15 protein-coding genes and 1 riboswitch are annotated in these 14,457 nt (G+C 57.9%); of the genes, 5 read left to right on the forward strand and 10 right to left on the reverse strand.

The genetic code is table 11. The annotated features are described in order from the left end of the window. Positions 1 to 28: 28 nt before the first annotated feature. The 3 genes from pta to pdxR form a co-directional block, all read right to left on the reverse strand. Positions 29 to 1,042, reverse strand: coding sequence for a phosphate acetyltransferase (gene pta / locus AC2FH6_RS14865; RefSeq protein ID WP_496677819.1), 1,014 nt, complete (start codon positions 1,040 to 1,042; stop codon positions 29 to 31). 5 nt (positions 1,043 to 1,047) lie between these two features. Beyond that, complete coding sequence (gene xsc / locus AC2FH6_RS14870) at positions 1,048 to 2,826, reverse strand: sulfoacetaldehyde acetyltransferase (protein ID WP_142637005.1); 1,779 nt, start codon at positions 2,824 to 2,826, stop codon at positions 1,048 to 1,050. Between the two features lie 126 nt (positions 2,827 to 2,952). After that, a complete protein-coding gene (gene pdxR, locus AC2FH6_RS14875) occupies positions 2,953 to 4,413 on the reverse strand; it encodes a MocR-like pyridoxine biosynthesis transcription factor PdxR (RefSeq protein WP_496703352.1) in 1,461 nt (486 codons plus the stop codon). Between the two features lie 135 nt (positions 4,414 to 4,548). On the opposite strand from pdxR, the gene AC2FH6_RS14880 reads away from it, so the two are divergent. Together AC2FH6_RS14880 and AC2FH6_RS14885 are read left to right on the forward strand one after the other, a co-directional pair. Further along, the gene (locus AC2FH6_RS14880) at positions 4,549 to 4,857 is read left to right on the forward strand and encodes an ArsR/SmtB family transcription factor (RefSeq protein WP_282021955.1); all 309 of its coding nucleotides are present in this window, start codon (positions 4,549 to 4,551) and stop codon (positions 4,855 to 4,857) included. Further along, positions 4,850 to 5,881, forward strand: a complete 1,032-nt coding sequence (locus AC2FH6_RS14885; protein WP_496692487.1) for a permease — start codon at positions 4,850 to 4,852, stop codon at positions 5,879 to 5,881. Before AC2FH6_RS14880 ends, AC2FH6_RS14885 begins: the two co-directional genes overlap by 8 nt. A gap of 42 nt (positions 5,882 to 5,923) precedes the next feature. On the opposite strand, the gene AC2FH6_RS14890 is transcribed toward AC2FH6_RS14885, so the two are convergent. Both AC2FH6_RS14890 and AC2FH6_RS14895 read right to left on the reverse strand, forming a co-directional pair. Then, on the reverse strand, positions 5,924 to 6,313 hold the full coding sequence (locus tag AC2FH6_RS14890) for a hypothetical protein (protein ID WP_142636997.1): 390 nt from the start codon (positions 6,311 to 6,313) through the stop codon (positions 5,924 to 5,926). A 51-nt stretch (positions 6,314 to 6,364) separates the two neighbouring features. Then, positions 6,365 to 7,123: a DUF1013 domain-containing protein gene (locus tag AC2FH6_RS14895; protein WP_142636995.1), complete on the reverse strand. Its 759-nt coding sequence runs from the start codon at positions 7,121 to 7,123 to the stop codon at positions 6,365 to 6,367. Between the two features lie 130 nt (positions 7,124 to 7,253). Between AC2FH6_RS14895 and AC2FH6_RS14900 the strand changes: the two genes are divergently transcribed. After that, positions 7,254 to 7,883, forward strand: a complete 630-nt coding sequence (locus AC2FH6_RS14900) for a ribonuclease T2 family protein (protein WP_496692574.1) — start codon at positions 7,254 to 7,256, stop codon at positions 7,881 to 7,883. A gap of 369 nt (positions 7,884 to 8,252) precedes the next feature. Here AC2FH6_RS14900 and AC2FH6_RS14905 read toward each other — a convergent pair whose 3' ends face one another. From AC2FH6_RS14905 to AC2FH6_RS14920, 4 genes are all read right to left on the reverse strand, one after another. After that, positions 8,253 to 8,840 (reverse strand): hypothetical protein, encoded by a 588-nt coding sequence (locus AC2FH6_RS14905; protein ID WP_496692486.1) that lies wholly within the window; start codon positions 8,838 to 8,840, stop codon positions 8,253 to 8,255. 99 nt (positions 8,841 to 8,939) lie between these two features. Beyond that, positions 8,940 to 9,533 (reverse strand): recombination mediator RecR, encoded by a 594-nt coding sequence (gene recR / locus AC2FH6_RS14910; RefSeq protein ID WP_496692485.1) that lies wholly within the window; start codon positions 9,531 to 9,533, stop codon positions 8,940 to 8,942. 64 nt (positions 9,534 to 9,597) lie between these two features. Next, positions 9,598 to 9,942 (reverse strand): YbaB/EbfC family nucleoid-associated protein, encoded by a 345-nt coding sequence (locus tag AC2FH6_RS14915; protein ID WP_496692484.1) that lies wholly within the window; start codon positions 9,940 to 9,942, stop codon positions 9,598 to 9,600. A 387-nt stretch (positions 9,943 to 10,329) separates the two neighbouring features. Further along, the gene (locus tag AC2FH6_RS14920; protein ID WP_496689908.1) at positions 10,330 to 12,081 is read right to left on the reverse strand and encodes a DNA polymerase III subunit gamma/tau; all 1,752 of its coding nucleotides are present in this window, start codon (positions 12,079 to 12,081) and stop codon (positions 10,330 to 10,332) included. A 156-nt stretch (positions 12,082 to 12,237) separates the two neighbouring features. Here AC2FH6_RS14920 and AC2FH6_RS14925 point away from each other — a divergent pair, with 156 nt between their 5' ends. Beyond that, positions 12,238 to 12,738 (forward strand): protein-tyrosine phosphatase family protein, encoded by a 501-nt coding sequence (locus AC2FH6_RS14925; protein WP_425595855.1) that lies wholly within the window; start codon positions 12,238 to 12,240, stop codon positions 12,736 to 12,738. Between the two features lies 1 nt (position 12,739). On the opposite strand, the gene AC2FH6_RS14930 is transcribed toward AC2FH6_RS14925, so the two are convergent. Beyond that, positions 12,740 to 13,144, reverse strand: a complete 405-nt coding sequence (locus AC2FH6_RS14930; protein WP_496703355.1) for a hypothetical protein — start codon at positions 13,142 to 13,144, stop codon at positions 12,740 to 12,742. A gap of 83 nt (positions 13,145 to 13,227) precedes the next feature. Further along, positions 13,228 to 13,447: riboswitch (cobalamin riboswitch) on the reverse strand. 139 nt (positions 13,448 to 13,586) lie between these two features. Here AC2FH6_RS14930 and AC2FH6_RS14935 point away from each other — a divergent pair. Beyond that, positions 13,587 to 14,444 carry an alpha/beta hydrolase family protein gene (locus tag AC2FH6_RS14935; RefSeq protein WP_282021949.1) on the forward strand — a complete coding sequence of 286 codons (858 nt, stop codon included), beginning with the start codon at positions 13,587 to 13,589 and terminating at the stop codon, positions 14,442 to 14,444. The last annotated feature ends 13 nt before the right edge of the window (positions 14,445 to 14,457 follow it).

The raw sequence follows: 14,457 nt of genomic DNA on the forward strand, positions 1-14,457 counted from the left end.
AATTTGTTTTTCACGGACTTGTCGAGACTTATATTCCGTTTTCGCCATGTTGTGCTTGAACAGCAGTCACGGCGATCATGTGAAGGATGTCCTCTGCCGTACAGCCGCGCGATAGATCATTTGCCGGCTTGGCCAGGCCTTGTAGGACTGGCCCGATTGCCTCAACCCCTCCGATGCGCTGTGCGATCTTATAGCCCAGATTGCCCGCATTCAGGCTGGGGAAGACAAAGACATTCGCTTCGCCCTTCAGTGGCGAATCCGTCGCCTTTTGCGCCGCAACCTCGGGGACAAAGGCGGCATCGAACTGCAGCTCTCCGTCGATCAGAAGGTTCGGATCTTTTTCGCGTGCGATCCGGGTTGCCTCGACGACCTTGGATACTTTTGGATGTTCGGCGCTTCCCGAGGTGGAAAAAGACAGCATCGCCACACGCGCCGTGTTTCCAGTCAAAGCTGAATAGGATGCGGCCGATGCGCGGGCAATTTCCGCCATTTCTTCGGCGTTTGGATCCACCACCAGGCCACAATCGGCAAAGATGCGCGCGCCTTTGACCTCGTGATGATCCTGGCAGAACAGCATGAGAAAAAAACTGGATACCATTGTTGTACCCGGCGCTGTTCCGATGATCTGCAACGCCGCGCGAACTGTGTCAGAGGTGGTTTCAACCGCTCCGCCCACGGTGCCGTCAGCGATACCCTGATGCACCAGCATGGCGGCAAAGGTCAGCCGGTTGGTGATCTGTTGCCCTGCCTCTTCAAGGGTCATGCCCTTGTGCTTGCGGCGATTAAACAGCGCTTCAGCCAGTTCCGTGGTGATTGAGGAATGCGCCGGGTCAAGAATGTCTATCCGAGTGGGATCAAATCCTTCATGCGCATCCAGAAGGGCCGAAATTTTGGCCCCGTCGCCGATCAGGATGATCCGTGCAACGTCCTCTTTTACGGCCCTGACCGCACCTTCCACGACGCGGGGATCATCGCCCTCTGACAGGGCGATGATCTTGTCCGACGCGCTGGCCGTCCCGAGAATGGCGCGCAGCGGTTTCACGCGGATTATACCCCGGCCTGCGGTTCCATGTCGTCATTGCTGATGCCTGCCACCGCGACCGGTTTCTTCATTGCGTCCCGACGGAACGGCTCGCCCAGTTCCTGGTTGATCATTGCTTCGATCAGCGTGGTGATCCCATTCTTCTGATCCTCAATGGCCTGATTCAGGGCTGCAGTCAGCTCATCCTGTGTGCGGGCCACGACACCTTTCAGGCCACAGGCCTGAGCGATACCGGCATAGGACACTTTGGTGTCCAGTTCGGTTCCAACAAAATTGTCGTCGAACCACAGGGTCGAGTTGCGCTTTTCAGCACCCCACTGATAGTTGCGGAAAACGATCTGGGTGACTGCGGGCCATTCATCGCGGCCGATTGCGGTCAGTTCGGTTACAGCAATACCAAAGGCGCCGTCACCCGAGAACCCAACGACAGGCACATCCGGGCAACCGATCTTGGCACCCATGACAGATGGCAATCCGTATCCACAGGGGCCGAACAGCCCGGGGGCCAGATATTTGCGGCCCGCTTCAAAGGATGGGTAGGCGTTGCCGATAGCACAGTTATTGCCGATGTCGGACGAGATGATCGCCTCTTTCGGCAGGGCTGCCTGAATGGCGCGCCACGCCATGCGCGGGCTCATCCAGTCGGGCTTGGCTGCACGGGCGCGTTCGTTCCAGGTGGTACCCGGATCGTCCTGCTCGTGGTCCATCGAAGTCAGTTCCTGCGCCCAGCGTGACTTGGTTTCCGCAATCTTCGCTTTGCGTGCATCGCGTCCTTCGTCACCTGCGGTGTCCGACAGCTGTGCCAGGATATTGGTTGCAACGGTGGCTGCGTCGCCAACAATACCGACAGATACCTTCTTGGTCAGACCAATGCGGTCGGGGTTAATGTCAACCTGAATGATCTTTGCATTCGCCGGCCAGTATTCCATACCATAGCCAGGAAGAGTCGAGAACGGGTTCAGGCGAGTGCCGAGACACAGAACCACGTCTGCTTCTTTTATCAGCTCCATACCGGCTTTCGAGCCATTGTAACCCAACGGGCCAGCAAACAGCGGGTGCGAGCCCGGGAAGGCGTCATTGTGCTGGTAGCCAACACAAACCGGGGCGTCCAGACGCTCGGCCAGTGCTTTCGAGGCTTCGATGCCGCCCGCAGACAGAACCGTGCCCGCTCCGTTCAGGATGACAGGGTTCTTGGCATCCGACAGCAGCGCGGCGGCTTCGGTAACGGCTGATGCGCCGCCAGAAGGCAGTTCAAATTCAACTACGGCAGGCAGTTCGATATCGACAACCTGAGTGAAGAAATCACGTGGAACATTGATCTGTGCCGGTGCCGAGGCGCGCTTGGCTTTGGTGATAACGCGGCTCAGAACTTCGGCCATCCGCGAAGGGTCGCGTACTTCTTCCTGGTAGCAGACGCAGTCTGCGAACATGCGCATTTGTTCCATCTCCTGGAAACCGCCCTGACCCATGGTCTTGTTTGCGGCCTGAGGGGTCACCAGCAGCAGCGGGGTGTGGTTCCAGTAGGCGGTTTTGACGGCAGTAACAAAGTTGGTGATCCCGGGTCCGTTCTGCGCGATCATCATCGACATTTTGCCGGTGGCGCGTGTGTACCCGTCAGCCATCATCCCGCCCGAGCCTTCGTGTGCGCAATCCCAGAACGTAATGCCAGCTTTTCCAAAAATATCCGAGATCGGCATCATCGCCGAACCGATGATCCCAAACGCATGCTCGATCCCGTGCATCTGCAGAACTTTAACAAAGGCCTCTTCGGTGGTCATTTTCATCTGATTTGTCTCCGCGGATTTGTGGATGAAGCCGGACGATCAGCCCAGCCTTTGGGTACGGTTGTGGCCCAAGGGACGGAATGGCGTTAGGTCCAAAACGAAATGCGGATTAGGTCCAGACGCGGGCTACTGCGTTTGGATGGCATCCGCGATCAGCTTCACGCCCGGAGCGATGCGGTCGGGCGCGATGGATGAGTATCCGAGCCGGTAGAAGTTCTGTGGCCTATCTGGCCCTGCGAAAAACGGTGCACCAGGCTCGATGTGAACGCTTTGGTTTTGCAGGCTGCGCGCCAGCTGGGACATGTCGACATGTTCGGGGGCGGACATCCACATCGAAGATCCGCCCATCACACCGCGCCCGGCCACCGACAGCCCGTATTCGTCGATAGCCTTGTCCATTGCATCCCGCCGCTTGGACAGCTCTTTGGACATGCGCCTGATCTGAGCATCGTAATGTCCCAGAGACAGAAAATACGCTGCAGTGCGCTGAATGTGGCCCGGCGGGTGGCGCAGCACCAAAGAGCGCAGCGCGCGCGCCTCGCGGATAAACGGCTCGGATCCAACCATGTAACCAAGGCGCAATCCGGGGAACAGCGATTTCGAGAAGCTGCCCACATAGATGACACGGCCATCCCGGTCCATGGATTTCAGCGCAGGCGAAGGCGCCCCTAGAAACGCCATTTCGAACTCATAGTCATCCTCGACCACCATCGCGTCCAGGTCCCGGGCCCGGTCCAAAAGTTGGCGGCGACGGGTGATCGGCATGGTGGCCGTTGTCGGGCTTTGATGACTGGGCGTGGTGAAGATGACATTCGTATCATCGGGCAGCGCTTCGGGTGGCAGGCCATCCCTGTCCACGCAGATGGGGGTGACCGCGCAATCCCAGTGGTTCAACAGGCTGCGCAGCGCATAGTAACAAGGGTCTTCGATGACGGCGGTGTGATTGTGGGTCAGCAGGATGCGCGACGCCAGCCAAAGTGCGTTCTGCGCCCCCAGTGTGATCAATATTTCTTCGGGGCGGGCCGAGATTCCACGGCGGGGCAGAGTGTGGCGGGCGATGAACTCGATCAGCAACGGATCGTCCTGATCGACATAGTCGCGGGTCAGCGATTCGAAATCCTTGTGCCCCAATGCCCGCACTGCGCATAGTCGCCAGTTGGCATGATCGAACAGGGTTCGGTCCGCCTGACCATAGATAAAAGGATAGGTATAGTCCCGCCAATTCCAGGGCTTGGGCAACACATCCGAATCTACAAACCGGCGGGCCAGCGCCTTGTCCCAATCCACGGTCTCAGTGCCCCGTTGGATGGGCGTGTATTTAGGCGGTACTGGCGCATTTTCCGACACATAATACCCAGATCGGCCCCGGGCCGTCAGGTAGTCATTGGCCAACAGCTCGGTATAAGCCAATGTCACGGTGATCCGGCTGACACCCAGATGCGAGGCCAGTTTACGCGACGAGGGCAGTTTTTCTCCGACATGGAACCGGCCTGACAGGATACCTTCTGCAATCATTTGCTGAATCTGGGCCTGCAAGGTGCCTTGCCCATTCAGCTCTAGAAAGAACGTATCTACTGAAATCCCCATAAGACCTTATAGAGTGGCCTTATTGATTGAGCAATCTGGACTCACTCTCTTTTCACGAATTCTGATCAGAATTTGTTGACGGTAGCTTTCAATACTTCTATATAACTAGAAATCTAGTTTATTGGAGTTGTGGATATGTGGGAAACCGCTGCAGCAGGATTTTCGGCGATGGGGTCAGAGGCGCGACTGAAAGTCCTCAAGACACTCGTTCGCGCCGGAGAGACCGGGCTCACCGTAGGTGAAATCCAGGAGAGAACCGGCATTGCCCCGTCGACGCTGGCCCATCACCTCCGGTTTCTTGCGGCCGGTGATGTTGTCGAACAGGAAAAGATCGGGCGCACCACGATCAACCGTGCCCGGTATGACCATCTCAGAAACCTCGCGCAGTTCATTCTGTCGGAATGTTGTGCGGACGAAACTGGAAAGGCGGCAAACGATGGCTGACCTTACTCAGAGCCCTCGGGCTCCGTTCAAAACCGTCTTCGACCTGATCAAAACCCCATGGGCGGTGATTGTCGCCATTCTGATCGCGGTGGCGATACTCGACCCAGGCAATCTTACCGAGGTGATAACATTTGCCGGTAAGGCACTGGCCCATACCGGCCAATATATTCTGTTTGCTGTGCTGCTGTTGTCATACCTCAAGGCCACCGGTGCCGAAGTCATGGTGGCCCGAGCCTTTGAAGGCCGCGAAACGCGGATGATCCTTTTGGCTGCCCTGTTTGGCGGGTTGGCCCCATTCTGTTCCTGCGAGGTCATCCCGTTCATTGCTGGTTTACTGGCGCTTGGGGCGCCACTGTCTGCGGTTATGGCGTTCTGGCTCAGCTCTCCGCTGATCGACCCGCCGACGCTATTGATTACGGCTGGCGCATTGGGATGGCCCTTTGCTATCGGAAAAGCCATAGCCGCAGTGGCACTTGGCCTGTTTGGCGGATTCGTCGTGCGCACCATGACGCGCAGCGGTGTGTTGACTCAACCTTTGCGGAACTACCAACCAGCTGGATGCGGCAGTTGTGGACCTAAGCAAGAGGACAAACCGGTTTGGAAATTCTGGCATGACCCTGCGCGCCGGAATAGATTTCGTAGCGAGTTTTTTCGGAACGGCCTGTTCTTGTTGAAATGGCTGGCGCTTGCCTATGTTCTCGAGGCGTTGCTGATCAATTATGTACCCGCTGATCTGATCGCACGCGCGGTCGGAGGAGACGGCGTGTTGCCCATAATCATCGCGGCACTTGTTGGGATGCCGGCCTATCTGAACTCATACGTCGCGCCGCCGCTATTGGCAGGTCTGATGGAGCAGGGGATGAGCGCCGGGGCAGCAATGTCCTTTATGATCGCGGGTGCGGTCAGCTCGATCCCGGCCATGGCTGCGGTATGGTCGCTGGTCAGGCCGAAAGTGTTTGCGACCTATCTGGGCCTGGGGATAGTCGGCGCAGTGATCGCAGGAATCATCTTTCAGATGATCTGAAGGAAAAACCGCCCGGTGTGGACACCGGGCGGTTTTGCTTTGTCAGCTTGCTTCGCAATAACGCGGAAGTTTGAAGCGATACCTTGGTTCGCCACTTTCCACATAGACCCGCTTTTCGACACAGGCGCTTTGGCCGACGGTCTGGGAAATCGGGGCCTCGGTCGAAGTGATCGACGTCGCGGACCCGTCGGGTAAACGTACCGAGGCAATCACCCCGTTCTTGAGGTCGCCGTTGATAGCGGTGGCGGACAGAACCGGGACGGTCATGAAGGCTTCGTGTTCATGCGTGCCGTCGTCGTTCAGCAACAGCAGGGCTGCGGCAACTGCGATAACGCCTACGACACCGAACACGAGCAGGCCCCAGGTTCTTAGGAAGGCATAGATTGTCACGGCGCGGTGTGGGCCAAAAATGGCAGACAGTATGTTCAGCATCAGAGTCTCGTCAAAAAAGCCCCGGCCAGTTTGACCGGGGCTGTCTGCGTATCAGAAACGCGGATCGCTTTCGTCTTCATCCTCGGCCTCGCCTTTGGGCAAGTTGAAGAAACTGTCGGCGTCGATGATCGGCTCTTCTTTCTCCTCGGGGGAGTCATCAGACAACGAGAAGGTCTCGAGACCCTCGATCGCCGTTGGAATTTTGGGCGCTGCGTCCATTTCCAGTGACTGCTCGGTCGAAACCAGCTTGCGGCGTTCATCATCGCTCATGACGCCACCTTCAGCAGCTTTCTTGGCGGCGGCTTTCTGCACGATTGCGTCCAGCTCGGACTGTTTACACAAGCCCAGAGCGACGGGGTCAATCGGTTGCATGTTCGAGATGTTCCAGTGCGTCCGTTCGCGGATCGACTGGATGGTCGGCTTGGTGGTGCCAACCAGCTTGGCAATCTGACCGTCGCTGAGTTCGGGGTGGAACTTGACCAGCCACAGGATCGAGTTCGGACGGTCCTGACGCTTGGACAGCGGGGTATAGCGCGGGCCACGACGTTTTTCCTCGCCACTGGCAGCGGGGTTGAACTTGAGCTTCAGCTTGTGCAGCGGGTTGCCCTGCGCCACGTCAATCTCTTCCTGCGTAAGCTGGTTGTTGGCGATCGGGTCGAACCCTTTGACGCCAGCGGCCACATCGCCATCGGCGATGCCCTGCACTTCCAACTCGTGCATTCCTACGAAATCCGCGATCTGCTTGAAGCTGATCGTTGTGTTGTCTACTAGCCATACGGCTGTTGCCTTGGCCATAAGCGGTTTTGCCATCAGCCCGTCTCCTATGCATACATCTTTCCCGTCGCCGGAATTCGGCGGCCCCGTGATCTTGGGGCAGGTTTCCGTTGTCGGGGAACTTGGGCTGTATATAGTCGCGGCAGGGCAAGAAGGGAAGAGGCGAATGCGCTGGCTGGTTCTATGGGTTTTTAGTGCAATGACGGCGCTGGCCGAGGGTGAAAAACCGGGCGCGTTCGACTACTATGTCCTGGCGCTGAGCTGGTCGCCGAACTGGTGCGCGCGCGAAGGCGACGCGCGTGGGTCGGATCAGTGTGATGTACGGCATGATCACGGCTGGATTCTACACGGGCTTTGGCCGCAATTCCATCAGGGCTGGCCATCTTATTGCCGCACGGCCGAGGCCTCGCCGACGCGGACTATGACCCGTGAAATGGAAGATATTCAAGGCAGTTCCGGCCTTGCCTGGCATCAATGGAAGAAGCACGGCACCTGCTCGGGCCTAAGCGCTTCGGACTATTACACCTTGTCGCGGCAGGCCTATGGGTCGGTCGAGCGTCCAAAGGTGTTCCGCCAGTTGGACACATCTGTAAAACTGCCCGCATCTGTCGTGGAAGAAGCGTTTCTAAAGGTCAATCCGGGGCTGGAGCGCGACATGATCACCGTCACCTGCAAACAAGGCTATATCGAAGAGGTGCGCCTGTGCCTGTCCCGCGATCTTGAACCGGTGCCTTGTGGCCGGGATGTGATCAAGGACTGCGCGGCCAAAGACGCGCTTTTTGATCCGATTCGATAGAGGGTTCGGATGGCAGTCGCGCTAACGAATGCGCGTCTTGAAAACACGGTCGCTTCCAGCGTGTCATAGCCCAGCCGCACGACCGGGAGGTCCTGATAGATCGACTGGATGAGGCACCCGTGTCCTAGCGCGGGGCCATCATGATGTTCCAGCCGTCGACAATGCCTTTGTCGGCGAGGTCCTGCACGAGCGCCGCGGTGGCAACAGTGAAGGTGGCGAGGGTGAGGGCGAGAAGGCGGGTCACTGATGCTCCCAGGACGAATAATTGAAAGGCTTTCATTGTCAGATTCTAGCCAACAGAGGCCAAAAAATCATCAGGAGGTAGAAAATTAGATTTGGGAGGTTTTGCTGCTTACTTAAGATGCACTCTCAGAGCTTTAGGACTTCGCATTTCTTGCCATCAACGCGAACGCGGTACTGAATCGCATCAGCTTCAATCTCAAAAATGTGAACAAGGTAGCCAAGGTAGAGTGTGTCTGGACTTTCCGATATTTGATCGCTTCTTGGCATCTGTTCCAAGCTTTCGTTGTCTCCAATATGCCTAACTCGATAACTCAGAAGCTCAATAGTTTTGGGCATACCGCCAATATCGTCCATCACCGCCTCTACAGCGAGGACAGACGCTCCGTGACGAGCGAGTAGCACCGGTCGACCAAAAAACTTCTTAATTTTCTTCGCAATTTCCCCCCAACTTTCAAGGTTCTCGTTTATGGGCTTCCCCAGAAAAAAGGCGCTCAGCAATAAAGTCCAAACCGGGACAGTGGAAGTTGCAATAATTGTCAAAAACGCTGGGATGTCGGCGCCCGGCCCAACGTTTGCCTCGATGAAGTCGGCAGAGAACTCGGTCTCGAGATCGCGCCTGTATCGTTCGCTTTCCTCCCAACTTTCTTCGGAATCTCCGTAAGTTTCATCAATCACAACTACGAAAATTTGTTGTTCGTCTTCTTTGGGCTGCATAAATACTATTCCAAAAAACTATTTCAGGAAAAGTCCTAAGAGAAGTCTAGGCGATGGACAAGGTGCGCTTACTTACCCAGCCTTTTTCAATTATTGAACTTATACTTCCTTCCGCGCCCTCAGCGCCGCCGTAATTGTCCCGTCATCCAGATAGTCCAACTCGCCGCCAATCGGCACACCCTGCGCCAGCGACGTCAGGCGCACCTGTCCCTCCAACTGATCGGCGATGTAATGAGCGGTGGTCTGGCCGTCGACGGTGGCGTTCAGAGCCAGAATGACCTCGGTGATCCCCTCTGCGGTGACCCGGTCCTTGAGGCGGGGGATGCGCAGCTCATCCGGGCCTATCCCGTCCAGCGCCGACAAGGTGCCGCCCAGCACGTGATAGCGGCCTTTGAAAACTGCGGCGCGTTCCATCGCCCAAAGGTCGGCGACGTCTTCGACGACGCACAGCTCTCCGGTCGCGCGGACTTCGCTATCGCAGATATCACAGATGTCCGAGGTGCCTACATTGCCGCAATTCAGGCACTCACGGGCAGTGATGGCAACCTGTTGCATTGCGTCCGCAAGCGGTGTCAGCAGAAGGGCGCGTTTGCGGATCAGATGCAGCACTGCGCGACGGGCCGAACGTGGGCCGAGGCCCGGCAGTTTGGCCATCAGGTCGATCAGATTGTCGATATCGCTGTTCGAACTCACCGCGCTTGCTCCTGCATAAGGGCCGGGCAGTTGGGCCCGGCCGGTATTTCGTCAGGAGTGCCTATCAGAACGGCAGCTTGATGTCTGCGGGCAGGCCCATACCTTCGGTCAGCTTAGCCATCTCAGCCTGCGACCGTTCAGCGGCCTTGGCCTGAGCATCTTTGATGGCGGCCAGGATCAGATCTTCGACCACTTCCTTGTCGTCGCCGTTAAAGATTGACGGGTCGATATCGAGACCTTTCAGCTCTCCCTTGGCCGTGGCTGTTGCCTTGACCAGCCCTGCACCGGATTCGCCGACAACCATGATGGTATTCAGCTCTTCCTGCATATCCGTCATCTTGGTCTGTAGATCCTGTGCGGATTTCATCATCTTGGCCATATCGCCCAGACCGCCGAGTCCTTTGAGCATTTACTGTCTCCTAAATTGTGATCGCCTTAGGCGAACATATACAGCGTAAAGTGTCATCGACGCACATAGCGCAATTGTCAGCCCTATGAACAGGGTGGAATGACCGATGCACCCGATGTCTGCCGCCGATCTACGCGAGTCATCCATCAAGTCGTCGACAAAAATGTGAGCCGCCCAAATCGCCCAAGCGAAGGACGTCGCCAATGCGATCCATAGGTTTCCGCGCCAGATTGCTATAGCAGACAACACCAGCAAGACCATGGATACCGGATGCAAGGTGAGAGCAACTGCTTCGACCAATTCGCTAACCGGTTCGCCATCCCAGCCAGGGTTAAATACTTCGCATGCTTCGTAGTAGACCGCATCGATGTGTGCAAAGTGCAGCTGTTAATCCTCCTCGAACGGGTCCCATTCGTCTTCGACCTCAGGTAGGGCTTCGGTTTCTACCTTGGCGGCGCGTTCCTCCGGGGTTTCGATCCGTTTGATGCGTGCCTTCGGAAATTGCATGAGCACCGCCTGAACCAACGGGTGTTTCTCAGCCTCTGCTTTCAACGCCAGCTCAGCGGCGTCTCGAATCTCGGCGATGGTCGCAACCTCACCATCGGCCACAATCGACACAGCCCAGCGGTTGCCAGTCCATCGTTGCAGCGACGAACCCAGTCTCGCTGCCAGATCTGTGGGTGCGTTCTGTGTCGGGGTGAATTCGATCCGCCCCGGTTGGTAAGAAACCAGCCGCACCCCGTTTTCGACCTCGACCAGAAGTTTCACATCCCGATTGGTGCGGATCAATTCAACCACGTGGTCAAAACTCGGATACCGTGCAAGCGCCGATTGGATATCATGGGCCAGAGCGGCCGACGGCGCGCCGGCGGGGCTGCTAGTTGCGGATACGTAAGAAGATGATGCCGCTGGTACCGGAGCCTGAGAGGGCACGGCCATACCACCGCCAGGACCGCCATTCGGAGGCGGAGGCGGGTTGTCCTGCAGGCGCTTGATCAGCTCTTCGGGGCTGGGCAAGTCGGCAACATGGGTCAGGCGGATAACGGCCATTTCAGCAGCCATCATGGCATTTGGCGCGGCCGATACCTCTTCCAGCGCTTTCAGCAACATCTGCCACATCCGGGTCAAAACGCGCATTGGCAGGGCCTCGGCCATTTGCTGACCACGGGCACGTTCATCAGGGGAAACCGTCGGGTCCTCGGCTGCGTCTGGCGTGATCTTTACAACCGAAACCCAGTGCGTGATTTCGGCCAGGTCACGCAGCACGGATAGCGGATCGGCCCCTTCGGCATATTGCCCGCCCAATTCAGTCAGCGCGCTTGCTGCATCCCCTCGCAGGATCATTTCCATCAAGTCCAATACCCGGCCCCGGTCGGCCAGACCCAGCATCGCGCGCACTTGATCTGCGCTGGTTTCACCGGCCCCATGGCTGATTGCCTGATCCAGCAGCGATGTTGCGTCGCGCGCCGACCCCTCGGCCGCGCGGGTGATCAGCGCCAGGGCATCATCCGCGATCTGTGCCTTCTCAGCCGCTGCGATCTTATTGAGCAGGCCAATCATGTCCTCGGGTTCGATCCGGCGCAGGTCAAATCGTTGGCACCGCGACAGAACAGTCACCGGGACTTTGCGGATTTCGGTCGTGGCAAAGATGAACTTCACATGCGCAGGAGGTTCTTCCAACGTCTTGAGCAGCGCGTTGAACGCGCTGGTCGAAAGCATGTGAACCTCGTCGATAATGTAGATCTTATAGCGTGCACTGGCGGCACGATAGCGCACCGAGTCGATGATTTCGCGGATGTCATTTACGCCGGTGCGGCTGGCGGCGTCCATCTCCATCACATCGACATGGCGGCCTTCCATGATGGCGACGCAATGTTCGCACTGGCCGCAGGGTTCGGTCGTGGGCTTGCCTTGCCCATCAGGACCGATGCAGTTCATGCCCTTGGCGATGATCCGGGCCGTGGTCGTCTTACCGGTGCCGCGGATGCCAGTCATGATGAAGGCTTGTGCAATCCGGTCGGCCTCGAACGCGTTTTTCAGCGTGCGCACCATTGCGTTCTGACCGACGAGGTCAGCAAAAGTTTCCGGGCGGTATTTCCGCGCGAGAACCTGATAGGCGGGGCTGGGCGTGTCGGTCATGTCTGCTCTGTTGGATTCGTGTCAGGTTTGCAGCGTAGAGACCCCCGCCGTCCGCGTCCACCGCGCGCGAAAAGGAATTTCGTTTTGGCAAGTTGTATCAGAGCCGGTAAATCATGAGGGGCTTTAGCCCCATGTGGTGATGCAGGAAAAGGAGCTGTGTTGGAGAGTTTTGCAATTCACCCTCTTGGATTGGGCAAAGGGCAGATCGCTCTGTGCCCACTGCCGGGTGTCACGGGCGATTATGCTGGGGATTTCGCAGTAATCCGGGATTGGGCGCCGGACCTGGTCATCTCGATGACTACTCTGGATGAGTTCCAGCATTCCGGCGCGCGTTCATTCGAGGCGGACCTGCAGTGCGAACGGATTGCCTGGGTCCACCTTCCGGTCTCCGATTTCGGCGCCCCCACGCCTGAGGTTGAGGCGCTTTGGCCGCAAGCCAGCGCCGCCGCCCAACATGTCCTTGCCAGTGGCGGCAAGGTGCTGGTGCATTGCCGCGGTGGGTGCGGACGTTCGGGGATGGTTGTGATGCGGCTAATGGTGGAATGCGGCGAAGCGCCTGACCAAGCGCTTCGGCGGTTGCGTGCGGTTCGGCCCTGCGCGGTGGAAACCGACGCGCAAAAGGACTGGGCCGGGTTGCCGGCCCGAACCCTTCCTTGAATCAGGCAGACACTTGATACGGAATACTGTCGCTGCGCGGCGGCAGGGTCGATACGTCGAGCATCGCACAGGGTGGTTCTGACAGAAAACCAGCGGATTTCTGGATGAACTCCGGCCCGAACATCATGTCGCCATAGGCGTCCAGCTTTTCTGTCGGCGTGTCCGTGCTGGTGCCGCAATAGACTCTGATCTGTTCTGATTGTGCCCGAAAACGGGCCGTGCAGCCTTCGGTGCAATGGGTCAGATCGCTGGTGCCTTCGACCTCGAATGTTTTGGATGTCGCAGGCCTTGCCGTCGCTATCGCCTCGGCCATGGCGCGTGCCATTCGGGCCAGGGCGGGGCAGGGTTTCCCGGTCCTCTGACAGACGGTTGCGGTGAATTCATGTGTCTTTGTTTTCCAGATCATAATGCGCCCTCCGCGCGCAGGACGAAGGGTGAGGATCAGGTGTGACAGCGCGCTGACGACCTGCCCGGACACCCCGCCCGAGTTTCGGTTTCGATACGATGGCAGGTCTCCTGACTTGCGGGTCGTCGCTTTGCCGACCTTCCCAGCCCTGGGGCCAGTGGTATTTCGGCATTGCTCACCGCTTACAGTTGCGGGGGCAGTCGCGGAGTTGGCCCTTTCCGGCATCGCCGGGGCAGACCGCACCGTGTTCCCTTTTCATCCCGCCCCAATTCCGGGGCAAGAACCATCACCACATCGCTAGCGGCTATGCAGACCCCGAGTCAAGCCACCTGTTGGGGTTCAAACCGGACGTTTGGTCATCTTGATGAAATCTTGACTCTGGTGGCCGAAATCGGGCCGATTGTTGAGTGAACCGAGTAGTTCAGAATTTGTCGGAAGCGCCATGCTTGATACCACGCCCTGCGTCCAGACTAAGGACTTTGACTTTGCCTCAGGCTCTGCCAGCCTGTCGGCGCGGCTGTATCTGCCTGAAACCGAGCCGAAGGTCGCCGTGGTGATTCACAGCGCAACTGCAGTGCCGCGCGAATATTACCAGCATTTTGCCCGTTGGCTGGCCGCCGAACAGGGTATTGCCTGTTTGACCTATGACTACAGCGATTTCGGGCATTCGCTGCGCGACAAACTCAAAACCTCCGAGGTGACCATGGCGGATTGGGCCTTGGTCGACATGCCCGCCGCACGGGCTGAGATGCGCAGGCGGTTCCCGGACGCTTTGCAGTGGAGCATCGGTCATTCCCTTGGCGGCTTGCTGGGGCCGGTGCAGCCAGACATTGATCAGATCGACCGGATGATCTGTGTATGTTCGGGGCTGGTTACTCTGTCCGACCATCCCTGGCCCTATCGCGGGCTGGCGTGGATGTTCTGGCATGTGCATGGGCGTCTGGCAGTGAATGCGCTGGGCTATCTGCCGGGCAAAGCGGTGGGGATCGGTGCCGATTTGCCTGGTCCGGTCTATTGGCAATGGCGTAGCTGGTGCACGGCGCCGCAGAATTATGTGCCGCAGATCGGTGACGCTCTGCCCGAAGCGAGATGGGCGCAATCGAATACGCCGGTGGACCTGTTCACCTTCGAGGACGACCAGATGGTGCCGCCAGACGCTGTCTGGCGGCTTGCCGATCTGTATGGACCAAAGGCGCGGCGGCATCTGCTGTCTCCGAAAGAGATCGGAGTGCCCGAGATCGGTCATATCGGTGCCTTTGCCCGCAGAAATCAGGCGCTTTGGCCCCGGTTGATTGCCTGAAGACGCGCTTTTC

The sequence above is a fragment of the Ruegeria sp. CDSC045 genome, from assembly GCF_059610725.1.